This is a genomic window from Corallococcus sp. CA053C, assembly GCF_003611675.1.
Taxonomy (GTDB): domain Bacteria; phylum Myxococcota; class Myxococcia; order Myxococcales; family Myxococcaceae; genus Corallococcus.
The window spans coordinates 1-23,786 of the sequence record NZ_RAWA01000016.1 but is presented as its reverse complement, the minus strand read 5'-3'; the positions used below and the strand labels follow the sequence as shown (position 1 = coordinate 23,786).

Annotated in this window: 18 protein-coding genes; 12 read left to right on the top strand and 6 right to left on the bottom strand. The window is 69.5% G+C overall.

Features of this window, described 5'->3' with window-relative positions:
- Nucleotides 1–25: 25 nt before the first annotated feature.
- Both gltE and D7V97_RS03740 read right to left on the bottom strand, forming a co-directional pair.
- Nucleotides 26–1,480: an adventurous gliding motility TPR repeat lipoprotein GltE gene (gene gltE / locus D7V97_RS03745; RefSeq protein ID WP_120609198.1), complete on the bottom strand. Its 1,455-nt coding sequence runs from the start codon at nucleotides 1,478–1,480 to the stop codon at nucleotides 26–28.
- Nucleotides 1,480–5,070, bottom strand: a complete 3,591-nt coding sequence (locus D7V97_RS03740; RefSeq protein ID WP_199728690.1) for a tetratricopeptide repeat protein — start codon at nucleotides 5,068–5,070, stop codon at nucleotides 1,480–1,482. The genes gltE and D7V97_RS03740 overlap by 1 nt, the downstream gene beginning before the upstream one ends.
- 304 nt (nucleotides 5,071–5,374) lie before the next feature.
- On the opposite strand from D7V97_RS03740, the gene D7V97_RS03735 reads away from it, so the two are divergent.
- Together D7V97_RS03735 and D7V97_RS03730 are read left to right on the top strand one after the other, a co-directional pair.
- Nucleotides 5,375–6,025, top strand: coding sequence for a hypothetical protein (locus tag D7V97_RS03735; RefSeq protein ID WP_120609196.1), 651 nt, complete (start codon nucleotides 5,375–5,377; stop codon nucleotides 6,023–6,025).
- 67 nt (nucleotides 6,026–6,092) lie between these two features.
- Nucleotides 6,093–7,049, top strand: a complete 957-nt coding sequence (locus D7V97_RS03730) for an ATP-binding protein (RefSeq protein WP_120609195.1) — start codon at nucleotides 6,093–6,095, stop codon at nucleotides 7,047–7,049.
- An 18-nt stretch (nucleotides 7,050–7,067) separates the two neighbouring features.
- Here the strand turns inward: D7V97_RS03730 and D7V97_RS03725 are convergent, their stop codons facing one another.
- Entirely contained in the window at nucleotides 7,068–9,650 is a 2,583-nt protein-coding gene (locus tag D7V97_RS03725) for a N,N-dimethylformamidase beta subunit family domain-containing protein (RefSeq protein ID WP_120609194.1), read from the bottom strand.
- 166 nt (nucleotides 9,651–9,816) lie between these two features.
- Nucleotides 9,817–11,010 (bottom strand): aspartate kinase, encoded by a 1,194-nt coding sequence (locus D7V97_RS03720; protein WP_120609193.1) that lies wholly within the window; start codon nucleotides 11,008–11,010, stop codon nucleotides 9,817–9,819.
- 42 nt (nucleotides 11,011–11,052) lie between these two features.
- Here D7V97_RS03720 and D7V97_RS03715 point away from each other — a divergent pair, with 42 nt between their 5' ends.
- Genes D7V97_RS03715 through D7V97_RS03700 form a run of 4 tightly spaced genes read left to right on the top strand, consistent with a single transcriptional unit; the run spans nucleotide 11,053 to nucleotide 15,684 of the window.
- Complete coding sequence (locus D7V97_RS03715) at nucleotides 11,053–11,796, top strand: ABC transporter ATP-binding protein (protein ID WP_199728689.1); 744 nt, start codon at nucleotides 11,053–11,055, stop codon at nucleotides 11,794–11,796.
- A gap of 35 nt (nucleotides 11,797–11,831) precedes the next feature.
- Nucleotides 11,832–12,635 carry an ABC transporter permease gene (locus tag D7V97_RS03710; RefSeq protein WP_120609192.1) on the top strand — a complete coding sequence of 268 codons (804 nt, stop codon included), beginning with the start codon at nucleotides 11,832–11,834 and terminating at the stop codon, nucleotides 12,633–12,635.
- Between the two features lie 2 nt (nucleotides 12,636–12,637).
- A complete protein-coding gene (locus tag D7V97_RS03705; RefSeq protein WP_120609191.1) occupies nucleotides 12,638–14,206 on the top strand; it encodes a GldG family protein in 1,569 nt (522 codons plus the stop codon).
- Nucleotides 14,203–15,684 (top strand): DUF4340 domain-containing protein, encoded by a 1,482-nt coding sequence (locus D7V97_RS03700; protein ID WP_120609190.1) that lies wholly within the window; start codon nucleotides 14,203–14,205, stop codon nucleotides 15,682–15,684. Before D7V97_RS03705 ends, D7V97_RS03700 begins: the two co-directional genes overlap by 4 nt.
- 7 nt (nucleotides 15,685–15,691) lie before the next feature.
- Here the strand turns inward: D7V97_RS03700 and D7V97_RS03695 are convergent, their stop codons facing one another.
- Nucleotides 15,692–16,396, bottom strand: a complete 705-nt coding sequence (locus D7V97_RS03695; RefSeq protein WP_120609215.1) for a metallophosphoesterase — start codon at nucleotides 16,394–16,396, stop codon at nucleotides 15,692–15,694.
- Complete coding sequence (locus tag D7V97_RS03690) at nucleotides 16,380–17,237, bottom strand: nucleotidyltransferase (RefSeq protein WP_233582499.1); 858 nt, start codon at nucleotides 17,235–17,237, stop codon at nucleotides 16,380–16,382. Before D7V97_RS03690 ends, D7V97_RS03695 begins: the two co-directional genes overlap by 17 nt.
- Before the next feature lie 206 nt (nucleotides 17,238–17,443).
- On the opposite strand from D7V97_RS03690, the gene D7V97_RS03685 reads away from it, so the two are divergent.
- The 6 genes from D7V97_RS03685 to D7V97_RS03660 all read left to right on the top strand — a co-directional run.
- A complete protein-coding gene (locus D7V97_RS03685) occupies nucleotides 17,444–18,445 on the top strand; it encodes a hypothetical protein (RefSeq protein ID WP_120609188.1) in 1,002 nt (333 codons plus the stop codon).
- A gap of 27 nt (nucleotides 18,446–18,472) precedes the next feature.
- A complete protein-coding gene (locus D7V97_RS03680) occupies nucleotides 18,473–19,015 on the top strand; it encodes an RNA polymerase sigma factor (protein WP_233582498.1) in 543 nt (180 codons plus the stop codon).
- A complete protein-coding gene (locus D7V97_RS03675) occupies nucleotides 19,012–19,803 on the top strand; it encodes a DUF4384 domain-containing protein (RefSeq protein WP_120609187.1) in 792 nt (263 codons plus the stop codon). The genes D7V97_RS03680 and D7V97_RS03675 overlap by 4 nt, the downstream gene beginning before the upstream one ends.
- 122 nt (nucleotides 19,804–19,925) lie before the next feature.
- On the top strand, nucleotides 19,926–21,470 hold the full coding sequence (locus tag D7V97_RS03670; protein WP_120609213.1) for a caspase family protein: 1,545 nt from the start codon (nucleotides 19,926–19,928) through the stop codon (nucleotides 21,468–21,470).
- A gap of 11 nt (nucleotides 21,471–21,481) precedes the next feature.
- Nucleotides 21,482–22,441, top strand: coding sequence for a hypothetical protein (locus tag D7V97_RS03665; protein ID WP_233582497.1), 960 nt, complete (start codon nucleotides 21,482–21,484; stop codon nucleotides 22,439–22,441).
- Nucleotides 22,442–22,541: 100 nt separating this feature from the next.
- On the top strand, nucleotides 22,542–23,786 hold a 1,245-nt coding region (locus tag D7V97_RS03660; protein ID WP_233582496.1), incomplete at its 3' end, for an MFS transporter.

Below are 23,786 nucleotides of genomic sequence, written 5' to 3'. Positions count from 1 at the left end.
AAGCCACTGGCGGGCTTCTCCCACATCACAGCAGGTCGTCGGAGGGCTCGTCCGCGTCCGCCGGAGCTGCATTCTTCTGGGCAGGCGCGGCCGGAGGACCGCCCGCCGGGGTGGCCGCGGCCGGCTGCGCGCCGGTGGCGGCGGCCGGAGTGGCCTTGGGTGCGGTGCCGTCGCCGGACACGGGCGTCACGGCGGTGTTGGGCGCGGGAGGAGGCTGCTGGCCCTTCTGCTTCGCCTCTTCGGCCTTCATCGCGGCCTGCTGCTGGGACTGGAGCGCCTCCATCTGCTTGGCCTGCTCCTCGGCGGCCTTCGCCTCGCGCTTGGCCTGCACGATGCTCTCCGCTTCGCGCATCAGGCCGAAGACGGGGGACTCAGCGTTGAGCGCGACCTCGCCGCCCGCGAGGGCGACGTACTTGCGGTACAGCTCCACCGCGCGCTCCGGGGCGTCCTTCACCTTGTGCAGGATGATGCCGCGGTTGAGGTAGGTGGCGCCCAGCTCCGGGTTGAGCTTCTCCGCCTCGTCGTACTCCTGCATGGCCTTGTCGTACTGGCCCTGGCCCTTGAGCGCGATGCCCAGGTCCACGTGCGCGGCGGCGTTCTTGCCGTCGTTCTGAAGGATGCGGCGCAGGTGCTCCTCGGCGCCGGGGAAGTCCTCGGCGTCCAGCGCCAGCTGGGCCAGCGCCACGTGCGACGGCACGTAGTCCGCCTTCGCCTCGAGCGCGCTCTTGAACTGCACGCGCGCGCCCTCGTTGTCCCCTTCCTTCTGGAGGATGAGGCCCACGGCGTGGTGCAGCTCCGGATCCGCGCCGTCCAGCTTCACCGCGCGCAGCGCGACGAGCTTCGCCATGGCCAGCTGCTTGCGCTCCAGGTAGCTGCGGATCATCACCTTCAGGGCGTTGGTGTTCTGCGGATCGCGCATGAGCGCGGCGCGCGACAGCTCCATCGCCTTGTCGTGGTCGTTGTTCTGCCGGTAGATCTCCGCCAGGCGGGCACGCGAGCCGGCGTCGTCCGGGTAGCGGGCGAGCACGTCCTGGTAGAGCGCCACCGCGCCGGCCACGTCGCCGGAGTTCTGGCGCATGATGGCCAGGTTGTCCGACGCCTGCCGCAGCGACGGCTTCTTGGTGAGCGCCGCCTGGTAGTGGGCGCGCGCCTCGTCGGGCTTGCCCATGCGCTCGGCGATGACGCCCAGGTTGTACTCGGCCTCCGCGAGGTTCTGGTCCGCCTCCGCGGCGGCCTTGAACTTGCGCTCGAGCGACGGGTAGTCGAACGCCTTGGCCTTCTTCTGCGCGTCGAAGGACTTCACCGCGTCATCGAACAGCAGCATGGCGCGGTTGGAGATGGCCACCGGCCCGGTGGGCGCGGTGGTCGTAGGCTTCGTGACCACGGGCTTGGCCGCGGTCTGCGAACCGGTGCAACCGACGGCGCTGAGCGCCAGCGTGGCGAGGAGGAGGGCGGGACGGAACGGGTGCGTGCGGTTCATTAGAGGAAGTCCTCCGGCTCCTGATCATCAACGGTCTTCTTGGGCGCGCTGCCGTCCTTGGAGGCAGCGGGCTTGGCGATTTCGGACTCGGTCTGCTGGCGGAGCTGATCCGTCAGCGTCGACAGGTCCTCGTTGAGCGCCTCGCTCTTGGCCAGCTTCTCCTGCTCGGGCTTCGCCGTCGGGGGCGGGATGTCCTGCACGGCGGCGAGCAGGTCGCCACCCAGCACCAGCTCCTTGTTCTTCAGCGCGAGCTTCTCCTCCAGCACCTCCGGGTACCGGTCCGGGGCGTAGGTGGTGCGCAGGATCTTCAGGCTGCCCGCGGCGCAGTCGTTGAACACGCCCAGCTCGCGGCTCTTGGCGACCGCGCCGGAGAAGGCCTCCGTGGCCTTGTCCTTGAGCGGCTGCGCCTGGTTGGTGAACTCGTCGCGCAGCGCCTGCTGCGATTCTTCATCCAGGCCGCGCGGCATGGGCGCGTTCACCACGAGCTCCGCCATGTGGTCGTACGCCATGCCAATGCGCTGCAGCGCGCAGATGGCGGGCTCCGGGGCGCCCAGGGCCACTGTCTGCACGTACTTCTTCTGGACGACCTCCAGCGCGCGGCCCTTGTCGGCCAGCGAGCCCTTGAAGCGCTCCGGCGACGGCGGCACGCCCCAGTACAGCTTCAGGCGCTTGAACTCAACCCAGTCCGGCTCGATGGCGAGCAGGCTGGCCTGCGCGGCGGCGGCCAGCGCGGGCTTCTCCAGGGCCGTCTGCGCGCGGCGCGGCAGCTGGTCGAAGTACTCGTAGATGCGCTTGTTCATGCGCGACACGTCGCGCGTCTTCTTCATCTTCTCGTAGATGGCGACGATGCGGCCCTCGGCGTTGAGGAACTTGCTCGACGAGCGCTGGTTGTCACGCTCGTACTCCTCCAGCAGCTTGATGGCCTTCATGGACGCGCCCTGCTTCACGTGCAGGTCCACGATGGAGAGGAACACGCCTTCGGCATCCTTCGACTTCGGCCACAGCTCCAGGTAGTGCTCGCGGTTCTTCAGCGCGGCCTTCAGCTGGCCCAGGCCCTCGCGGTAGGTGGACGCGTTGAACAGGGCGATCTGCGCCTTGGACTCGTCCCACTTCTGCACCACCGCGGGCTTCGCGGGAGCGTCGTCGTTCGATGCCTTCGCGCGGGCCTTCGCCTTCGCGCGGGCCTTCGCCTTCGCGGCCGGAGCGCCGCCCTTCTCGCTCAGGTTGCGCTCGTAGCCGCGCACGTAGAGCTCGTAGGTGGTGGCCGCGTCCTCGAAGTCACCGATGGCCTCCAGCGCCTCCGCGTTCGCGTAGATGGAGTCCGGCACGTACTTGGACCGCGGGTACTCCGCGAACAGGCGCTTGCGGACCTCGATGGCCTTGTCCAGGCTCTTCGCCTTGTAATAGTCGACGGACGCGTTGTAGAGCGCCAGGTCCGCGATCTCCGTCTGCGGGAAGTCGTGGACGAAGTTCAGGTACGCCTCAGCCGCCTTGGAGAACTCCTTCTTCTCCTCCAGCTGGCTGACCAGCTTGAACGACGACTGCTCAATCAGCTTCGCCAGGTCGTCGCGGAACTTGCCCACGGCGAGCTTGTCGTTCGCGTAGAAGCGGCGCGCCCACTCGTTCACCTTCGCGAAGTCCTGCAGCAGGTTGTACGAGTCGAGGATGAGGTTGGCGGCGATCTCACCCGCGCGCTGGCCGTCCTCGAACTTGTACTCGGGGTAGCCCAACGCGATCTCGCTGAAGCGCAGCACCGCTTCGTCGAAGTGGTTGTGGCGGTAGTAGATGTTGGCCGCCTTGAAGGCGATCTCCACGCGCTTGTCACCCTTGGGGACGTACTTCAGGTAGCGCTCGCACGCGTCCAGCAGCGACTTCTTCAGCGTGGGGATGGCGATCTTCTTGGTGATGTCGGAGCCGGCCGACTCGCTCTTCGCCTCGCCGCGCGCTTCGGCCGACTTGACGACTTCGTCATAGGCGAGCACCGCGTTGTAGGAGGCGTTGGACAGCCACTTGCCCGGCTTGCCCGGCTTGGGCTTGCCCTTGTCGTCCTTGGCCTCCAGCACCTTGGCGTCCTGGAGGACGACGAGGGTGTAGTTGGCGGCGGCCTTGTCGAAGTTCTGCAGGTTGTCGTTGAGGAGCTCCGCCCAGAAGAAGCGCAGGTCGTACGCCTTGGGGTTCTCCGGGAAGAGCGTGAGGTAGTCGCTGTACACGGCGTCCGCGTACTTGAACGTCTCCTCGTTGCGCGTCTTCTTGCCCTCGTTGTGCCAGGTGACGGCGAGGTTGGAGAGCGTGCGCTCGGACAGCTCCTTCGCCTCCGCGAGCGCCTTCTTGTCCTTGTCGTCCTTGATGACGCCGGAGGACTCCACGTCCTTCATGATCTTCACGAGCCGGCGCACCTGGGCCACGGTGCGCTCCTTGTTGCCCATGCGAAGGATGCAGTCGACGATCTTCCCCTGGAAGCCGGGCGCCTCGGGCGACAGCGGCTTCTCCTTGATCAGGGCGTTGTACGTGATGGCCGCTTCGCGGTCCTTGCCGTCGCCGTAGTACAGGTTCGCGAGCTGCTTCATCATCGCGAAGCGGTCTTCCGGATTGGTGGCGACCTTGCCGAAGTCCGCGCGGGCCTGCGTCACGTCACCCTCGCGGGCGAAGGAGCGCACGTAGTCGGCGCGGGCTTCGCGCACGAGCGAACCCTTGGCCTTGGCCTTGCCGTCCTTCTCCACCGCGGCGGCGCCGGCCAGCTCACCGTAGAGGACGACGGTCTTGTACTTGTCCTTCGCGGACTCGTACTCGCCCATGTTGAAGTAGCACCAGCCCTGCTTGTAGAGGGCGAAGGCGTAGACCTGGTTCTCCGGGAACTCGGCGGCCTTCTTGTAGGCGGCGAGCGCCTTCTCCAGCTCCGGGCGCTTGCCCTTGGAGTTGTTGAAGTAGTACTCGCCGAAGGCGAAGTACGCGTCCGGGATGTACTTGGACTGCGGGTACTTTTCGATGAGGCGCTTGAACGCGACGAGCGCCTTCTTGTCCTGGCCGTCCTCCATCAGGTACTGGCCGAGGAAGAAGAGCACTTCGTCCGTGCGCTCGAACTTCGGGTACTCCTGGACGATCTTCGTGTACTGCTCGACGGCGTACTTGCCGTTCTCCTTCACCTTCGCCATCAACTCCGCCTTCTCCGCCTTGGCCTTCTGCTGGCCCGCGGCGTCGTTGCGGTTCATGGCGACGATGAGCTCATCGTCCTTGCGGTTGGCTTCGAAGAAGAAGAACTTCGACTCCTCCCAGTAGAGCTCACCCAGGCGGAACAACAGGCTGGGCGCCTCCTTCTGGTCGGGCGACAGGGAGATGATCTTGCGCAGCGATTCGATCTGTTCGCGGCGCTTGGAGGCGACCTGCACCTCCACGCCCAGGCGGAACTGATCATATTGCAGCGCGGGAGCGGCCTGCTGGGCTTCCTTCGGGCGCGTGATGTCGCCAGCGAGGGACTTGTCCACGGTGGTGGTGGACTTCTTGCCCAGATCAGCGTCGCGCAGTGCTTTCTTCTCCTGGGCCGAAGCCATGGAAGTCAGGAGAACGAGGCAAACGAGTAGCGAGCGGCGCATGGTCTTCCTAGGAGCGAGGGACCGGCATCCCCGATGGCCTGCCTGCTTGGCAAGTGTCCGGGAATCTTCGGGAATTTCCATGAGGGGACTCGCACTATGCGCGGTTTCCGCAAGGCGGGTCAACTTGGACGGACGGACGTTTGGTCCGTTGAATAGCAGGCGAGAAAACTTCAAATTCATTGTGCTCGGGAAGCGGCCAGGCGGGTCTGGCGCTGTGGCCGGAAGGTTGCGATGTCGGACCCAGCGGGTATGGAAAGCGGACGGTCGAACGACAGGCCGCTCAGCGTGGAGCCGTTCGCGGATCATGAGCCTTCTGCCGGAGAGTGCCAGCTTTGAAGAGCTGGTCCAGGACTACTTCCTCGCGGTGCGTGGCGCGGGGCTGATGTTGTCCGCGCTCGACACCCAGTTGGTGACGGCGTGGGCGCAGGAGGGAGTCCCCTTCGAGGTGGTGGCGCGCGGCATCTCCCGCTCGGCGGAGAAGGCGCTGTGGGACGCGCGGCCCGGAGAGCCGGTGCTGCGCTCGCTGCGCGCGTGTCGGCGTCAGGTGGAGACGGAGATCCGCAAGTACCGCGACCTGTCCGCGGGGCAGGGTGAAGAGGCCGCCCCCGCCGCGAAGAAGCGGCCGGCGCGCTCATGGGAAGAGGTGCGCCATGCGCGGCTGTGCGCGGCGCTCCAGGCCCTGACGGAGCGTGAGGCCGCGCTCGCGCCCCGGGTGCACCGACTGTTGGAGGCGGTCCTCGCGTGCGTGCCCCAGGAGCCCGCGGCGATGGATCAGCAGGAGTCGTGGGCGCTGCTCGCGCTCTTGCGCGCCCTGCCCTTCTCCGAGCGGCGCACGGTGTGGCGCGACGCACGCACGGGCGAGCAGCAGCTCATGACGGCGCGGGCGCGACGGGTGTCCCGGCGCTTCCGGTTGCAGGCCGCGGTGCGGCGGCGGCTGGACATGAAGGAGACCTGAGGGGTTGGGCCCCTGCCGCACGCCTGAACGAAAGTTCAGCAGGCTGACGGACAGGGGCGGCGGTGGTATGGCTGGGCGCCAGATGGCTGCCAAGGCGAACGGCGAGGCTTGCGGGGAGTGCAGCGGGCGGACGTACCTCATCGAGCGGCGCGGTGAGCTCGCGTCGGCGCGGGTGTGTCCCTGCTCGGAGAACTGCCCGGTGTGCGGCGGGCGCGGGCACATCCTCGTGGAGAAGGAAGGCACCTTCAGCAAGAAGGTGGGCGCGCGGATGTACGAGGTGCTGGAGCCGTGCATGTGCACGCTGCGGCGCAAGCGCGTGGCGCTCTACAACGACGTGCAGATGCCGGGCGTCATGGCGCACGCGTCGTTCGACAACTACCGCCCCTTCAACGAGGCGCAGGACCGGGGCCGCGGCGTGGCGATGCACTTCGCCCACCAGTACGTGAAGGCCGCCACCAACAAGGGCTACGTGCTGAGCGGCCCGGTGGGCACGGGCAAGACACACCTCTTGGCGGCGACGCTCGCGCACCTGGTGCTGGAGATGGGCGTGCGGGCCCGGTACGTGGAGATCTCCCTCCTGTACGCGACCATCCGGCGCGGGTTCCAGGACGGCAAGAGCGGCGGAGAGATCATCGGGCCGCTGTCGGAGGTGGAGGTGCTCGCCATCGACGAGCTGGGCAAGGGCCGCGGCAGCCCCTTCGAGATGGAGACGCTCGATGAGCTGATCGCCCGGCGCTACAACGCGGGCCGCACCACCCTGTTCGCGACGAACTATTCGCTGGAGCCGGAGCGCAAGGGCGCGCGCAGCACCGCGCCCACGGGCTACCGCGCCACCGACGACGCGCGCACGGCGATGAAGGACGCGGAGCTGCTGCGCGAGCGCGTGGGCGAGCGCATCTACAGCCGGCTGTGTGAGATGTGCAGCTTCGTGGAGCTGCCGCGCGACACCCCGGACCGGCGGCGCACGCGGCAGGAGATGGACGCGCCTCCGCCGATGGGCGGGATGCGCAACCCCGGGCGCTGATCCGCGCGGATCAGCGCCTCAGGGCGTGATGGCGCGCAGGAGCGAGTTGCCCGCGTCCGCCACGTACAGCGTGCCGTCCGGCCCCACCGCGAGCCCCGCGGGCAGCACCAACTGGGCATCCCTGCCCGGGCCATCCGCGTGGCCGTAGCGGCCGCTGCCCGCGAGCGTGGTCAGCTTCTCCGGCTCACCGGCCGCGTTGAACACGAGGCGGCGCACGCGGTAGTTGCCGGGGTCGGACACCGCGAGCGAACCGTCCGGCAGCAGCGCGAGGCCCAGGTAGGGCAGGAGCTGGGCGTCCTTCGGATCTCCGTCGCGGAAGCCGGGCGTGGAGCCCGTCATCACGGACGTGACGCCGTCGCGCACGCGCACCACCCGCGCCATGCCGCTCTCCACGACGTAGAGGGTGCCGTCCGCCGCCTGGACCGCCGCGGAGGGCCGGTAGAGCCAGTCCCCCTGGAGCGTCGTCACCGGGTTGCCGGGCGTCACCAGGTCGATGCGGCGGATGACGCTGTTGTTCATGTCCGCGACGAGCAGCCCCGTGCCATCCGGCGTGAAGGACAGCCCCGTGGGCTGGTTGAAGGCCGCCGCGAGGGCGGGCCCGTCCTGGTAGCCGAAGGTGGTGCCCGCGAACACGTCCGCCTTGCCGTCCGCGGAGATGCGACGGATGAGGGCGTTCTCCGTGTCGGACACGTAGATGTTGCCCAGCGCGTCCGCGGCGATGCCCATGGGGCCCGAGAGGTTGTTGAGCACCGTGCGGATCTTCCCGTCCGCCGACACGCGCTTGACGGCGTTGCCCAGCGCGTCCGCCACCGCCCAGCCGCCGTCCGGCAGCACCGCGACCGCGAGCGGCGCGCCCAGCGCGTCCGACGCCACCCGGCCGTCCGAGTGGCAGCGCCTGCCGGGCTCGCCCGCCACCGTGTGCACGGCCTGCGCGAACGGGCCCTGGGCCTGGGGCTGCGTGGGCGGCTGGAACTTCACCAGGTCGTCCGGCACCTTCCGGCCCAGCGCCTTGTAGAGCACGTTGGCAACGATGCGGCCCGCGCGGGCATCCGGCACGCGGTCCCCCACCCCGGCCAGCTTCTGCACGAAGTCGATGCCGCCCGAGGAGAACACGTACGCGTCGCCCTGCTTGCGCACCACCATGTGCGAGAAGCCGAAGCCGCCCTGGAGCGACAGCGAGGGGGACTCAGCGAGCACGTCCACACCCGAAGGCTGACGGCCGTTGCTCACCAGCTGATCCACTTCGTAGCCGTTGGCCATCCACAGCGTGTCGCCCTGCTTGAGCCCGGTGCCGGCGAAGGCCCAGTGGTCCGGCGCGGTGATGACCGTGGGGAAGGGCCACTGGTGCCAGCGCGCGGCGAACTGCACGCCCAGCAGCGCGTTCTCCGGGCGGGGCGCGGGCAGGTCGCGGAACTTCACCGTCCTGCGCTGATCCTTGTACGGATCCTCCGCGTGGCCCTTGTAGCAGGTGACGATCCGGCGCTCCCGGCCGTCCGCCGCGGGCTCGAGGCGCACCTGCCAGTAGGCGTTGTTCGCGCCCAGGTTCAGGAGCGACCGGCCCTCCGACAGCGCACGGTCCGCGTGGTCGCGCTGCTTCGACGACCAGTACTCGTCGTGCCCGGACATCACGAACACCTTCGCGCCGCGCAGGAAGTCGTAGCTCTGGTCCAGGTCCTCGTCCGTGAAGTAGCCCACGTCCAGGTCCTGCGACTCCAGCCACGTCACCAGGCTGAGGTCGTCCGTCATCAGGCCGCCGGTGCCCTGGGCCCGGTAGTAGGGCCGGTCATACGAGGACTGGAAGGCGCGGGTGACGCCGTGCGACTTCATCACGCCCTTCTGATCATCGTAGAGGCTGGTGCCGCCCCAGGTGTTGTACGCCGCCCAGGTGGCGGTGGGGATGAGCACCGCGACCTCGGAGCGCGGGTTGGCGTCGCGGACGAAGAAGGGCACGTAGCGCGACGGCTGATCCTCGCGCACGAGCTTCACCACGTACACGCCGCGGACCCAGTCCTTCCCGATGGGGATCTCCAGCGTGGGGGACCACCCGCAGGCGATGAGGCCCGTCGTCAGGTCCGCCGGGCAGTCCGCCTGCCGCGTGCCCTTCACCGGGCCGCCGCGCGCAAGCTCGCGGGCGCCCAGGCCGCCGTAGTAGCCCATGCGGTAGACGAACCACGTGAAGCTCTTCGCCTCCGACAGGGACACCGCCACGCGCAGCGACTCGCCCTGCGTCAACGTGGCCTGGAGCGGATAGCCCTCGATCTCACGCTGGTTGGCGTTCTTCGTGATGCGCCAGTTGGCGGTCCCCTTTCTCTGGTTCTCCTTGTGCACCGCGTCCGCGTCGCGCGCGGGCAGCGAGGTGCCTCCGTCCGGCAGCGTCTCGTCGGGGTCGTCCGGGATGCCCGCGTCGTATTCGGGCACGACGACGCCGCCGTCCGTGGCGGGGTTCACGCCCGCGTCATCGTTGTTCAGCGGGGGATCATCATGGCGATCGCCGGGAGGAGGCGTACCGGGGGCAGGACCCGAGTCCTTGCATCCCGCCGCGCCCGTCACCAGGAGCGCCAACACCGCTCCCAGTCCCAACCACCGACGACCCTGTCCCATTGACCCACCCTCCACCCCGGTGTTCAGGAGCGGAGGGTAGGCATGGACTCCTGGGAGGGAAGCACCCTGCCCCTCATGGGCACAAAAGTTCGACACTTCCACCGCGCGTCTGTCCACGCAGCCGCGCAAGTGGCCGGATCAGCGAACATCCGTGGGGCGCGGGCTGTCAGGTACCCAGCAGTTCCCGGTGCAGCCTCGCCGTCAGCGGCTTCAGGTGGGACTTGTCCACCAGCAGCGTCACCTGCAAGGGAGAGGTGCTCACGGCATGCACCCGGGCAGACAGGCCCTCGGCCGCCGCCAGGGCCTTTCGCAGGGGCACCCAGTCCGCGTTGAGGCCCACGCCAACGCAGGTGACGGTGCCCCAGCCGTCCCGCCACTCCACCGCCGGGCCGAAGCGCGTGGCCAGCTCCCGCTGGAGCGCCTCCGGGCCGTGCACGTCCGCGAGCGGCACCGCGAGGAACGTGCGCCCCGGTGCACCCGGCAGCCCGTCATGCGCGAGCGTGCGGCCGCGCACGGCGCGCGCGTCCAGGAACTCCAGCAGCTCTTCCAGGGCCACGTCAGGCCCGGCGACGAGCACCGCCATCTCCGCGTCGGCCGTCACGCCCTTGATGCGGCTGTCGGTGGGCACGGCCAGCTCCTGCACGGCGGTGCCAGTGCCCTGGCCGTGCGCGGTGCGCGCGAGGATGGTGATGCCGCGCGCCTTGGCCCACTCCACGGCCTGGGCGTTGAGCACCTTGGCGCCGGCGCTCGCCAGCTCCTGCATCTCGTCGTAGCTCAGGGCCTCCAGCTTGCGGGCGTCCGGCACCACGCGCGGATCCGCGCTGAAGACGCCGTCCACGTCTGAATAGATTTCACACGCCTCCGCCTCCAGCGCCGCCGCCAGTGCCACGGCGGTGGTGTCCGAGCCGCCGCGCCCCAGCGTCGTCACCTCCTTCTTGAAGGAGACACCCTGGTAGCCCGCGACGATGACGACCTTGCCGTTCGCCAGCTCCTCCTGGATGCGGTAGGGGCGCACCTCCACGATGCGCGCCTGCGCGTGCGCGTCGTTGGTGATGATGCCGCTCTGGCTGCCGGTGAAGCTGATGGCCGGCACGCCGTGCTCCTGGAGCGCCATGGACAAGAGCGCCATGGAGATGCGCTCGCCGCACGTCAGCAGCATGTCCAGCTCGCGCCTTGGCGGGTCCGCCGACACGCCCTTGGCGAGCGCCAGCAGCTCGTCCGTGGTGTCGCCCATGGCGCTGACCACCACCACCACCTGGTAGCCCGAGTCCCGCTTCTCCTTCACGCGACGGGCGACCTTGCCAAGCTTCTCCACGTCGGCGACCGATGAGCCGCCGTACTTCTGCACCACGATTGGCATCCGCGCCTCGCTTCCCGGGCAGTGTAAAGTCCGCCCCCGCGCATGCCAATCACCGAGAATCCCATCATCGAGGTGCGCAACCTCACCCGGCGCTACCGCGATCGCGTGGCCATCCACGACGTGTCCTTCACCGTGGGTGAGGGGGAGCTGCTCGGCTTCCTCGGGCCCAACGGCGCGGGCAAGTCCACCACGATGAAGATCCTCACCGGCTTCCTGCCGCCCTCCGGGGGCAGCGTGAAGGTGGCCGGCTTCGACGTGTCCACGCACCCGATGGAGGTCAAACGGCGCATCGGCTACCTGCCGGAGACGCCGCCGCTGTACCCGGAGCTGACGGTGCACGGCTACCTGACGTTCGTCGCCGCGCTCAAGCAGGTGCCCGGCCACGGCGTGAAGGCGGAGGTGGAGCGCGTGGCGGGGCTCACCGGCGTGAGCGACGTCATGGGGCGCGTCATCCAGAACCTGTCCAAGGGCTACCAGCAGCGCGTGGGCATCGCGCAGGCGCTGCTCGGCTCGCCGCCGGTGCTCATCCTCGACGAGCCCACGGAGGGGTTGGATCCCACGCAGCGCGCGGAGCTGCGCGCGTTGATCCGGAGCCTGGCGGGCAGGCACACGGTGCTCTTGTCCACGCACATCCTCCCGGAGGTCACCATGACGTGCGAGACGGTGCTCATCCTCCACCAGGGCCGCGTGGTGGCCCACGAAGCCATCGCCACGCTCGCGACGTCCCATGGCCAGGCGGAGCACGCCTCGCTGGAAGAAGTCTTCATCAAGCTGACCGCCGCCTGAGCGCCTCCCCTTCCCCCTTCGAGGATTCCCTCCGCATGCGCACCGCCCTGGCCATTGCCCGCAAGGAGCTGGCCGTCGCCTTCACCACCCCGTGGGCCTACGTCGTGTTCACGGCGATGGCGGCGCTCTCGTCGTTCTTCTTCGTCAGCCTGCTGGAGCAGTTCCAGCAGGTGCAGGCGCTGGCGCGGGAGCACGGCTGGAGCAAGCTGCCGGCGGACTCGGTCGTCTACCGCAACCTCACCGACGGCGTGGTGGTGCAGCTGTGGGGCGTGGTGCTGATCATCACGCTCTTCGTCGCGCCCTTCCTGTCCATGCGGCTGTTCGCGGAGGAGAAGCGGCAGAAGACGTTCGTGCTCCTGCTGACGACGCCGGTGCGGCCGGTGGACATCGTGCTGGGCAAGTACCTGGGAGGCCTGGGCCTCATCTTCGTCACGCTGGGACTGACGCTGGTGTTCCCGTTGATGCTGTCGGTGGTGGGCTCGAGCGCGTCCGGGCCCGCGTTGGAGTGGCCCACGGTGCTCCTGGGCTACGGGGCGGTGCTCCTCTGGGGCGCCACCTGCATGGCGGTGGGCCTGTTCATCTCCGCGCTGACGGAGAGCCAGATGCTGGCGGCCTTCCTCACCTTCACCGTGCTGCTGCCGTGGATGCTCCTGCGCGCCGTGGCCCAGTCCACGGAGGAGCCGCTGCGCTCGTTCTTGAGCTACCTGTCCTTCGACACCCAGTTGCAGGGGATGATCCAGGGCGTCCTGGAGGTGCAGGCGCTGGTTTTCTTCGCATCCGTCATCCTGTTCTCACTGCTGCTCACCCTCCGCGCGGTGGAAGCGCAGCGCTACGCGTGACCATGAGAGCGACCCACATCTCCCGTGTGCAAGGGGCCATCGGCCTCATGCTCCTGCTGTCCAGTCCCTTCACGCTGTTCCTCACGTCCGGCAGCGTGCCGCTCGCCGTGGGCAAGGCGGTGCTGGGCGCCGTGATGCTCGCGGACTACGTCGTCTCGCACCGTCGGGAGCTGGGGCGCGCGGGCTCGCGCCGCACGGGGCGGTTCCTCGCATCCACCGTGCTCACCACGCTGCTGGCGCTGGGCGTGCTGGTGGCCCTCAACGTCCTCGCGTTCCAGAAGAACCGGCGCTTCGACCTGACGCGGGAGCACATCTTCTCGCTCGCGCCGCAGACGCGCGAGACGCTCGCGGGCCTGAAGGAGCCGGCCCATGCGCTGGCGCTCATCCCGCCCACGCACCCGTCCTATGGCGAGCTGGAGGAGCTGTTCCGGCGCTACCACGAGGCGGCGCCCGAGACGTTCCACTACGCGTTCGCGGATCCGCACCGCGAGCCCGCCCTGGCCGCGAGGTACCAGCTCAAGGACGGCCAGACGCTGGTCGTCGTCTCGCGCGGCGACAGCGAGGATGCGCCCCACACCATCCTGCCCCTCCCCTTCGAACAGGAGCTGACCAACGCCCTGCTCCAGCTGGAAGCGGCGGGCACGCAGAAGGTGTACGTCCTTGAAGGGCATGGCGAGTGGCCGCTGGAGACGCCGAACGGTCCCCGGGGCCCGGGCGACGGGCTGTCGGAGCTGCGGCGGCAACTGCTGCGCGAGGGCTATCGCCCCGAGCCCCTCAACCTCCTGGGCCTCAAGGAGGTGCCTCGCGACGCGGGGCTGCTGATCATCGCGGGGGCGAAGGAGGACTACACGGCTCCGGAAGTGGCGGCCCTGCGCACCTACCTGGGCGAGGGCGGCCGGCTCCTGTACTTCACCGACGCGGGCACGACGGACGGGCTGGGCCTGTTCCTCGCGGACTACGGCGTGCAGGTGGACGACGGCGTGGTGGCGGACTCGCAGTTCAACGCGGGCAACCCGTTCGTCCTCGTGTCGAACTTCTTCGGCAAGCACGTCATCACCCGCCCCCTGCAGGAGCGCGCCTTCAACGTGCAGCTGCCCACCGTGCGCAGCCTCACGTTGTTCCGCGAGGGCTTCCTGCCCGGCGTGAAGGTGGAGCCCGTGCTGCTCACGTCGCCCTATGCCTGGGTGGAGACGCGGCCCCAGGAGGACACCACCCCGTCCGATGGCGAGAAGATGGGACAGCTCACGCTCGTGGCCGCCGCGTCGCGGGACACGCGCGGGGCGGACCACAGGCGCTTCGACGAGGCGCGGCTGGTGGTGATGGGGGACTCGGAGCTGCTGCTGGATCCGAACTGGGGCCATGAGCCCAACCGCAACCTGGTGATGAACGCCCTGGGCTGGGCGTCCCATCAGGCGGAGAAGATCACCCTGCGCCCGCCGAACCGCGAGACGTCCACGCTGGAGCTGGGGCGAGGGCAGATCCAGCTGCTGCGCTTCGTCGCCACCGACCTGCTTCCCCTGACGCTGCTGGGCGTGGGGCTCGCTGTCTGGCTGTCGCGGAGGGACCGGTGAGGACTTCTGGGTTCGTGGTGCTCGGGCTCGCGGTGCTGGGGCCGTGGGCGTGTTCTCGGGATGCGGAGAAGCCCCCCGCGCCTCCGAAGATCTTCGGAGCGGAGGCCGTGGAGCCGGCTCGTGGGGCCGCGCCCCAGGCGGCCCCCGTCTTCACGCACCTGACGGTGAAGGCTCGGGGCGCCACCACGGAGCTGGAGCGGACTCCCGAGGGCTGGCGGCTCACCGCCCCCGTGGAGGCGAAGGCGGATCCGTACGCGGTGGAGGCGCTGGTGCAGCAGCTCACCACGGCGAAGTTCAAGGCCACGGTGAACGCCTCGCCGTCGGACGCGGAGCTGAAGAAGTACGGCCTCACGTCGCCCACCTTCACCGTGACGGCGCGGGCCTATGTCCCGGACGCGAGCGGCGGCGGAGCGGAGGATCCGTCGCGGCAGCGCACCGTGACGCTGTCGGGTGGCGAGGAGAACCCCTTCGACGGATCCGTGTACGTGCGCCGCGAGGGAGACACGACCGTCTACGCGGCCGAGGGCGCCGTGCGGTGGGCGCTCGACAAGGGCCCGTTCGAGCTGCGCGCCAAGGAGTTCCTGGGGCCGCTGGACGCCGCGTCGCTCCAGTCCATCGAGGTGACGGCGAAGGCCCATGCGTACCAGTTGACGCGCGACGTGGATGGCAAGACGTGGCGGCTGGTGAAGCCGGAGCCGACGCGCGCGAACGCCAGCCGCGTGACGGACCTGATCACCGCGTTCGCAGGACAGCTGGCCCTGTCGTTCCCCGAGGACTCTCCCGCTCAGCGGAAGGCGCTCGGCCTGGAGGCGCCCGTCGTGGATGCGCGCTTCGTTCCTTCTTCCGGCGAGCCCATCCGCGTGCGGCTGTCCCAGGTGACTCGCGAGGGTGCATCGGTGGTCTACGCGCTGCGCGAGCAAGGCTCGCGCTCAACGCTGGCGGAGGTGGAGGAGCGCGCGCTGATGACGCTGGACGTCGGCGTGCCGGAGCTGAAGGACCGGCGCGTGCTTTCGTTCCCGCGCGACGCCGTGCGGCGGCTGGAGTTCCATCCTGGAGGCAAGACCGCGCCCGTGGTGGTGACGCGGGGTTCGGCCTCGGACGGCGGCACCGACGCGTGGCAGGTGGAGGGTCCCGACGGGGGACGCGCGCGGCACTTCCGCGTGGTGAAGCTCCTGGGCACGCTCGAAGCGCTGAAGGCCGCCGCGTTCGGTGAGGCGAATGTGAAGCGGTGGGAGCGCTACGGCATCGGCGACGCGTCCCGGAGCGTGGTGCTGCGCGACGCGGACGGGAAGGAGCTGGCGCGACTGTGGCTGGGCAACGCGGTGCCGGAGCAGGAGGAGCGGCTCTATGCGCGCGGCTCCGGGCCGGACCTGCTGGAGGTCTCCGCGAGCGCCGTGGAGGACCTGCCCACGAGCGCCGCGGACCTGAAGGACCCACCGCCCGGAGGTCCGGACGGCGGCGGGGCTTCTGCGCCCTGAAGCAGCGCTAGACTTCCATGAGTGCGAAGCGCTGCTCCGGCGTGAACTTGGTGAGCAGCGGCATCGCCACGTTGAACACGGGGATGCCGCTCTTGGTCTTGCCCTCGCGCGCACCGTGATGGGCGTGGCCGTGGAAGACGTAGGCCGCGCCGTAGTGGTCGATGGGCATCGACAGGCGGCTCGTGCCGAGGAAGGGACGGATCTCGATGTTCTCCCCCTCCAGCGTCTCCGGGATGGGGGCGTAGTGCATGATCACGACCTTCTTCTCCGTGTCCAGGTGGCTGAGCGCCGCCTCCAGCTTGAGCGACTCCTTGACGGCCTCCTGCACGAAGGACTTCGTCTCGCCCTCGCCGAAGGCCTGCAACGTCGCGTTGCCGAAGCCCCCTCCGAAGCCCTTCACGCCCGCGACGCCCAGCACCTTCTCGAAGATGAAGTGGTCCCCGTCGAGGATGTGGACGCCGACCTTGGACAGCTCCGCGCAGATGTCCTTCACCTGGCCGTGCTCATAGTCGTGGTTGCCCAGCACCGCGGCGCACGGGACGCGCAGCGCGGACAGCTCCTCCGCCAGCACCTTCCCCTCTTCCACCATGCCGCGATCCGTGAGGTCGCCGCACAGCAACAGCAGGTCCGCTGAAGCATTCACCTGCTTGACGAACTGACGGAAGCGGCCGTGCTGGTCGTCCCGACAGTGCAGGTCACCGACCGCTGCCAGCCGTATTTTCGAGCTCGGATCTCGGGCCACGCACGTCCCCCTCGGGTCGTTCTTGTTCGTCCCACGCCCTGCCGTCCCCAAACCCCCAGTGATGGATGTCCACGTGGTAGTTCACCTTGGACACCAGGTTGCCGCGGCACAGGCGCGCATCCCAGCTGCCGTCGCGCACCGTCTGCAGCGTGCGGCTCATCAGCTCCGTCATCACGTAGTTGGGCACGATGTCGCGCTCGCTGGGATAGGCGAAGCGGAACATCATCAGGTGGCTCAGCAGCACCTCCCAATAGCGGTCGAACCGCCGGAGGATGCGGTCCCAGTCCATCTCCCGCCCCGCCTTGAGGATGAGGTGGTTGATGTCCGCGCCGTCATAGCGTTCGCGCTCGGTGACGAAGGCCTTGGACCAGATCATCTCCTCGGCGGGCGCGATGAGGCACTCGTAGCCGAAGATGTTGGCCTTCTTGGCGTTCGTGAACCACTCGTCGTCCACGGTCGCCACGCCGTTGCCAGACGAGAAGATGAAGTCGACGAAGTAGTCGCCCTTGTAGGCCTTGTAGATCCACACCTCGTCGTGGTGTTCGGTGCGCCACCCGTCCTTCTCCAGGACCTCCAGCGCGCGGACGGCATCCGCCTTGCGCGGAAACAGGTCCAGGTCCTTGGTGTCACGGTAGATGCCCGTATAGGTGGCGTAGGCATAGGCCCCGCCCACCACGAATGGCACCCCGGCGTCATGGAGCAGGCCGACGGCCCTCGCGCGGGCGTTGATTTCGTCCGGCGCACGCTCCCGCTCGGCGAGCGCGGCGTCCGTACCCATGTCCCCGGGATGGTTCGGGTGTCGTTTTTCCATGGGGCAAAGGTAGGGATGCTCCATTTCGACCGTCTGGCAGGCGGGCGTGGGTGGCCGGAGGGCAGGCAGCCGAGTTCCAACCGGCTGGATTCATTGGAGGTTCCCATTTCAAGCGAGCCCTCTTTCTGTTTTCAGCCTGGCCGGTGTCCATAGGAGCGAATCCCTGCCGCACGGCCCGCACGACGGGCCCTGAAAGGACACCGACCATGCTGCGCAAGAGCCTGCTGTGTGCCGCCTCCCTGCTGTTCGCCGGTTGCGACAAGGCCGAGACGAACGATGCGGAGACGTTCCGGGACGGCCTGCCGTCGAAGGAGATGATGCAGGTGAAGGCGCCGAAGGAGAACGGCCAGGGGCTCACGGCGAGCGACCCGTCCGCGCTGTACGGCCAGGGCCAGAAGGCCGAGTACTACCAGGCGACGGTGGCGGCCACGGTCTCGGTGAACGGCGGCACGCTGTGGGTGCTGAGCCTCATCGAGTCGATCACGAAGTATCCGCCCACGACGCTGGAGGAGAACAAGGCGGTGTGGGGTCCGGGCACGGAGGCGCTGAGCCCCACGACGTGGCGGCTGACGGTGACGAAGTCCGGGGACGCGTCGTTCTCCTGGGTGCTGGAGGGCAAGGCGAAGGCGGACACGGACAGCGCGTTCAAGGCGGTGTTGTCCGGCACGCAGACGGTGGCGGTGGACGCGGAGGGCGAGCGCCAGAGGGGCTTCGGCTCCGGCGAGCTGTTCATCGACTGGGACGCGTCGCACAGCCTGCCCGATGGCGACGAGAACGTGGGCACGGTGGAGATCCGCTACGCGCGGCCGAGCGCCACGGCGGACGCCACGCTGGACGCGGACTTCCACCAGGTGCGTGACGACAACAACCCGCAGCAGCGCGTGGACGGCAAGTACCACTACAAGGCGACCGCGTCGGCGGGCGGCGAGTTCGACTTCGTGACGGACAAGGACATCGACAACAACGACCCGCTGCGCGCGAAGCTGGAGCGGCTGAGCATCAAGAGCCGCTGGACGGCGACGGGCGCGGGCCGCTCGGACATCCAGGTGTCCAAGGGCGACCTGGTGGGCGAGGCCACCCTGAGCGAGTGCTGGGACACGAACTTCCTGAGCACGTACTTCCGCGTCAGCCTGGACCCGCGCCTGGGCTACGGCGAGGCGGAGGCGGCCTGCGGCGGCTTCAGCACGGCGGTGTACTCGTCGCTGTGAGCCTGCTCGCGGTAGGCTGAGCCGCGCGTGACCGGACCGACCCCGCTGGCCCTGAAGGTGGTGCCTCCTCGAACCCCCGAGGACCGGCGGGTCGTCCTGCGCGACCTGTATGTGAAGTACGGCGGCAGCGTGCGGGAGCGCTGCCGCTACCTGCTGAAGGACGCGAGCCGGGCCGAGGACGCGATGCAGGACGTCTTCGCCCGCGCGCTGGTGCACGGGGATTCGTTCCGCGCGGAGGCGTCTCCGCTGACGTGGTTGATGAAGATCGCCACGCACCACTGCCTCAACCAGCTGCGCTCGGAAGGGGCGGCCTGGCGGAGGTGGTTCGCCCGGGACGAGGCGGCCCGTTCGGAGGGCCACGGTGGGGCGGAGGCGATGGAGACGCGGGACCTGGTGCGCAAGCTGCTGGCCCGGGTGGACGCGGAGACACAGGCGGCGGCCATCCACTACCACGTGGACGGGATGACGCTGGAAGAGGTGGCTGCGGTGCTGGGGCGTTCGGTGCCCACGGTGCGCAAGCGGTTGGAAGCCTTCGCGGAGCTGGGTGGAGAGGAGCTGAACGTCCGATGAGCGCGCACGAGTCGACCTGGACATTGCGCCGCCTGCACGTCGGCGAGCTGCCTGCCCTGGAAGCGGCGCGCGTCCGGGAGCATGCGGAGACGTGCGAGACGTGCGGCGCGCAGCTCCGGTCCTTCTCCGCGACGCAGGCCGCGTTCGAGGCGGAGGTCCCGTTCGAGCGCTTCGAGGCGGGCGTGGAGCGTGCCGTCGAGCGGCGGACGCGGGCAGCGAAGGAGCCGGTGACGCGTGCGCCGTGGGTACGGCCGCTGATGGCGGTGGCGGCGTCGGTGTTCGTGCTGGTGTTGGCGCGGCCGCTGCTGGAGCGCGACGACGCGGGGACGGTGCGGCCTCCGGTGACGGGCAACCGGATCAAGGGTGGAGCGGGCGCGGAGCTGCGCATCGGTGGGGGCGCGGAGCCGCAGCGCGTGGCGAGCGTGGATGCGCCGGAGGCCCTGCGGGCCGGTGAGCGCGTGCGGCTGGGCTACACGCCGGAGGCACATCGTTATGTGGCGGCGCTGTCGGTGGATGCGCAGGGCGAAGTGACACCGCTGTATCCGGAGTCGGGGGACAGCCTCGCGGTGGAGCCGGGCGCGGGGACGCACTGGCTGCCGGAGAGCGTGGAGTTCACCGGTGCGGGTGCTGAGCGCGTGGTGCTGGTGCTGACGGATGCGCCGGTGTCGATGGAGGCCCTGAGCGACGCGGCGCGGAAGTCCTTCACGGCGGCGGGGCGGGATGTCACGCGCATGGCCCCGCTGGACGTGGCGGGCGAGCAGACGCAGTGGATCCTGCTGAAGCCATGAGCGCTCGCGTTCCAGGCGGGAGGTGGACCGCGCTCGTGACGGGGCTTGTTCCGGCTCCGGTGCGAGGACTCGTCACGAAGCTTCGCGCGTCGCTGCCCGGGTTCGGGCTCGCGTTCGCGCTGATGTCCACCGCGGCGCAGGCGGACACGCTGCACCGCTTCGCGCTCATCGCCGGCAACGACACGGGCGGCGACGACACGCGCCCCTTGAGCTACGCGCGCGACGATGCGCGCAAGATGCACGACCTGCTCACCCGGCTGGGCGGCGTGGCTCCGTCCGACGCGAAGCTCCTCCTCGACGACGACGCGAAGGACTTCCTCACCGCGCTGTCGGACCTGGAGCAGCGGGCACGCGCGGCCCAGACTCGCGGGGAGCGCACGGCGCTGTTCGTCTACTACTCCGGCCACGCGAAGGACGGAGCGCTGCGGCTGGGTGACTCGCGGCTGGCCTTCGACGCGCTCAAGCGCCGACTGGCGGACGCGCCCGTGGACATCCGCATCGCCATCCTGGACTCGTGCCGCTCCGGCGCGCTCACCCGCACCAAGGGGGCCCGCAAGGCGCCCGCCTTCGACGTGGAGTCCGGCGCGGCGCGCGATGCCCGGGGCGTCGTCATCCTCACCTCCAGCGCGGCGGACGAGGACTCGCAGGAATCCGATGCACTGGGCGGCAGCTACTTCTCCCACCACCTGGCGAGCGGCCTGCTGGGCGACGCGGACCGCAGCGGCGACGGCCGCGTGACGCTCTTCGAGGCGTATTCACATGCCTACGCGCGCACCGTCGCCGACACCGCCGACAGCAGCGCGGGCCCGCAGCACCCCACGTTCAGCTACGACCTCGCGGGCAACGGCGACCTGGTCCTCACCGACCTGCGCGCGAGCGCCGAGGGGCTCGTGGTGCCCGGCGGTGCCCCCGCGGGCTCCTACTACTTCGTGGATCCGGGGGGCCTCGTGGTCGCGGAGCTGGACAAGACCGCGGACACGGAGCGGCGCGTGGCCCTGGCCCCTGGCACCTACCGCGTGAAGCGCCGCATGAGCGACCGGCTGCGCATCGGTGAAGTCGAGATTGCCCGGGGCCGGACCACCGTGCTGGAGGAGCCGCGCCTCAAGGACGCGCCCTTCTCCGACGACCCCGTGAAGGGCGCGGCTCGGGGCCGGGACACGTGGTGGGCCTTCGGCCTCACGGGCGGCTACCAGTCCTTCTTCGACGCGGCCACGCGCCAGTCCCTCTTCCTCTCCGTGCCCCTGTTCGGCGCGGAGGCCGAGCTGCACGACTACTTCCGCCGCGACTGGGTCTGGGGCTTCGACGCGGCCATGGGCGGAACCCGGGGCGTGCTCGCGCTGCCCACGCTCGCGGGGCCGACGTACCGGTACTCGGTGGTGAACCTGGGCACCAGCCTCACCACCGAGTGGCCCCTGGGCCGCGTCGCGCCGTTCGTGGGCGCTCGGCTGGCGTACCTCATCCTGGGCCGCCAGTTCGAGGACGCGGCGTTCCCGGATCAGCGCTTCGCCATGGTGTCCCCGGGCCTCGTAGCCGGCGCGCGGTTGCAGCTTTCGCGCAGCGTCCACCTCACCACGCGCGGCCGGTTGCAGTACCTCCAATACAACGTCGATGCGCAGCGCTCCCTGGGCTACTGGGAGCTGGCCGCGCTCCTCACCTACGCGCCATGAGAGAGCACGCGATGCGAAACCTGGCCCCCGCCCTGCTCTGCCTCCTCGCCGTCGCGTGCGGCGGCGACTTCTCCAACGACGACCTGGAGTTTCAGAACGCCCTGCCCCAGCGCCAGGACCTGGCCGCGAAGCTGCCGGACGCCGCGTCCCGCTCCGGCCAGGGGCTGCGCTCCCAGCAGGTCGGCCTTCAGGTGCTGGGGGGCACGTCGGAGCTGGCCCTGCAGGCCTACGCCGCGGGCACGCGGTTCAACGTCAGCGTGGACGCCCTGCTGTCCCTGCTGGAGCTGTTCCGCAACGCGCCGCCCACCACGCGCGAAACCGACCGGCGCATCTGGGGCCCCTACCCCGACAAGGACCATCCGGGCCACGAGGTGCGCTTCGTGATGGAGCGCCAGGGCGCCCAGTTCGCCTACCTCCTCCAGTACCGGCCGACGGGCACGCGCGAGGACGCGTGGTGGACCTACCTGCCCGGCACCTTCAAGGCGGACGGCGGCATCCGCAAGGGCGAGGGCACGCTCGCGCTGGACCTGAAGGAGGCCCGCGGGCACGGCTTCGACACGGGCGACGCGACCAGCCTGGACCGGCTGGACATCGGCTACCAGACCCGGGCGCTGCCCACGCGCGTGGAGCTGCTCTTCACGGGCGCGGGGGCCACGCTGCCCCTGACGCGCTATGCGTCGCGCCAGGTGCCGGAGGGGCTGGGAGAGATGGCGTTCCGCCTGCCGGGCCAGGACCTGGTCCCCGGCGGGCTCCTGGAGACGCTGGACATCCTGGCGCGCTGGACGCCAGACGGCCGGGGCGTGCTGGAGCTGAACATCCTGGAAGGCGACGCGAAGGGCGCGAAGTACACCGAGTGCTGGGACTCCCGGACGCGGATCACCTTCCTGCGCCGCAACTGGGACTTCATCAACCCCACCGAGGGCGACGCGGCCACCTGCCCGGACGTGTCCGCGCTGGTGCCGAAGCCGTAGCGACAGAACGCCCGCGCTGGTGCCCGGACAGCAGCCGGGCGGACATTCTTTGCCCCTCGGGAGGTGACGCGCGGGGCGGATTCTCTATGCTGGGGTCCGCTTGTCCGCGCCCTCCATGCCCAATCCCTCGCTTCTCACCGTCTTGAAGAGCCGGCGCATCTGGCTCCTGATGGCCGTCGGCTTCGCGTCCGGCCTCCCCCTGTGGCTGACCGGCGTCACGCTGTCCGCGTGGATGAAGAACGAGGGGGTGAACCTCAAGACCATCGGCATCTTCAGCCTCGTGGCGCTGCCCTACACCTTCAAGGTGCTGTGGGCGCCGCTGATGGACCGCTACACGCTGCCCTTCCTGGGCCGGCGGCGCGGGTGGATGCTGCTGACGCAGGTGCTGCTGATGGGCGCCATCTCCGCCATGGGGCTCGTCAACCCGAAGGACGCGCCCATCGCCATGGCGTGCATCGCGGTGGTGGTGACGTTCCTGTCCGCCAGCCAGGACATCGTCGCGGACGCGTGGCGCACGGACATCCTCCCGATGGAGGAGCGCGGGCTGGGCAATTCGATGTACGTCACCGGCTACCGGGTGGGCATGCTCGTCGCGGGCGGACTGGCGTTCATCCTGTCGGACATCCTGGGCTGGTCGCGGACGTACTACGTGATGGGCCTGCTCATGAGCGTGGGCGTGGTGGCCACGCTGCTGGCCCCGGAGCCGCAGAGCGTGAAGCCTCCGCGCAACCTGCTGGACGCGGTGGTGAAGCCCTTCGTGGACTACTTCCGCCGGGAGTACGCGCTGGGGGTGCTCGCGTTCCTGGTGCTCTACAAGCTGGGGGACGCCATCGCCGCCAGCATGGTGACGCCCTTCTACATCGAGCTCGGGTTCTCCAACACGGAGATTGGCGCGCTCAGCAAGACGCTGGGCATGCTGGCCACCATTGGCGGCGGCCTCCTGGGCGGCGTGCTGATGGTGAAGCTCAGCATGCGCCGCGCGCTGTTCATCTTCGGCGCCGCGCAGGGCCTCACCAACCTGGGCTTCCTGGCCCTGTCGCTCGTCGGCAAGAACGACCTGATGCTCGCGACCGCCATCGCCCTGGACAACGTGTGCACGGGCCTGGGCGTGATGGCGTTCGCGGCCTTCCTCATGTCGCTGTGCCACAAGAGCTTCAGCGCCACGCAGTACGCGCTCCTGTCCACGATGGGCACCATCGCCAACCGGCTCATCGGCTCCGTGTCCGGCTACCTGGCCACATGGATGGGTTGGCCCACGTTCTTCGCCTTCACCGCCGCGGCGGCCATCCCCGCGCTGGTGCTGCTCATGTTCCTGCCGGAGCACGCCGCCCGCCCCGTGGAGGAC

Coding starts and splice junctions, on each gene's coding strand:
- gltE (WP_120609198.1), bottom strand. CDS start 1,480: ATGAACCGCACGCACCCGTTCCGTCCCGCCCTCCTCCTCGCCACGCTG.
- D7V97_RS03740 (WP_199728690.1), bottom strand. CDS start 5,070: ATGCGCCGCTCGCTACTCGTTTGCCTCGTTCTCCTGACTTCCATGGCT.
- D7V97_RS03735 (WP_120609196.1), top strand. CDS start 5,375: ATGAGCCTTCTGCCGGAGAGTGCCAGCTTTGAAGAGCTGGTCCAGGAC.
- D7V97_RS03730 (WP_120609195.1), top strand. CDS start 6,093: ATGGCTGGGCGCCAGATGGCTGCCAAGGCGAACGGCGAGGCTTGCGGG.
- D7V97_RS03725 (WP_120609194.1), bottom strand. CDS start 9,650: ATGGGACAGGGTCGTCGGTGGTTGGGACTGGGAGCGGTGTTGGCGCTC.
- D7V97_RS03720 (WP_120609193.1), bottom strand. CDS start 11,010: ATGCCAATCGTGGTGCAGAAGTACGGCGGCTCATCGGTCGCCGACGTG.
- D7V97_RS03715 (WP_199728689.1), top strand. CDS start 11,053: ATGCCAATCACCGAGAATCCCATCATCGAGGTGCGCAACCTCACCCGG.
- D7V97_RS03710 (WP_120609192.1), top strand. CDS start 11,832: ATGCGCACCGCCCTGGCCATTGCCCGCAAGGAGCTGGCCGTCGCCTTC.
- D7V97_RS03705 (WP_120609191.1), top strand. CDS start 12,638: ATGAGAGCGACCCACATCTCCCGTGTGCAAGGGGCCATCGGCCTCATG.
- D7V97_RS03690 (WP_233582499.1), bottom strand. CDS start 17,237: ATGGAAAAACGACACCCGAACCATCCCGGGGACATGGGTACGGACGCC.
- D7V97_RS03685 (WP_120609188.1), top strand. CDS start 17,444: ATGCTGCGCAAGAGCCTGCTGTGTGCCGCCTCCCTGCTGTTCGCCGGT.
- D7V97_RS03675 (WP_120609187.1), top strand. CDS start 19,012: ATGAGCGCGCACGAGTCGACCTGGACATTGCGCCGCCTGCACGTCGGC.
- D7V97_RS03670 (WP_120609213.1), top strand. CDS start 19,926: ATGTCCACCGCGGCGCAGGCGGACACGCTGCACCGCTTCGCGCTCATC.
- D7V97_RS03665 (WP_233582497.1), top strand. CDS start 21,482: ATGCGAAACCTGGCCCCCGCCCTGCTCTGCCTCCTCGCCGTCGCGTGC.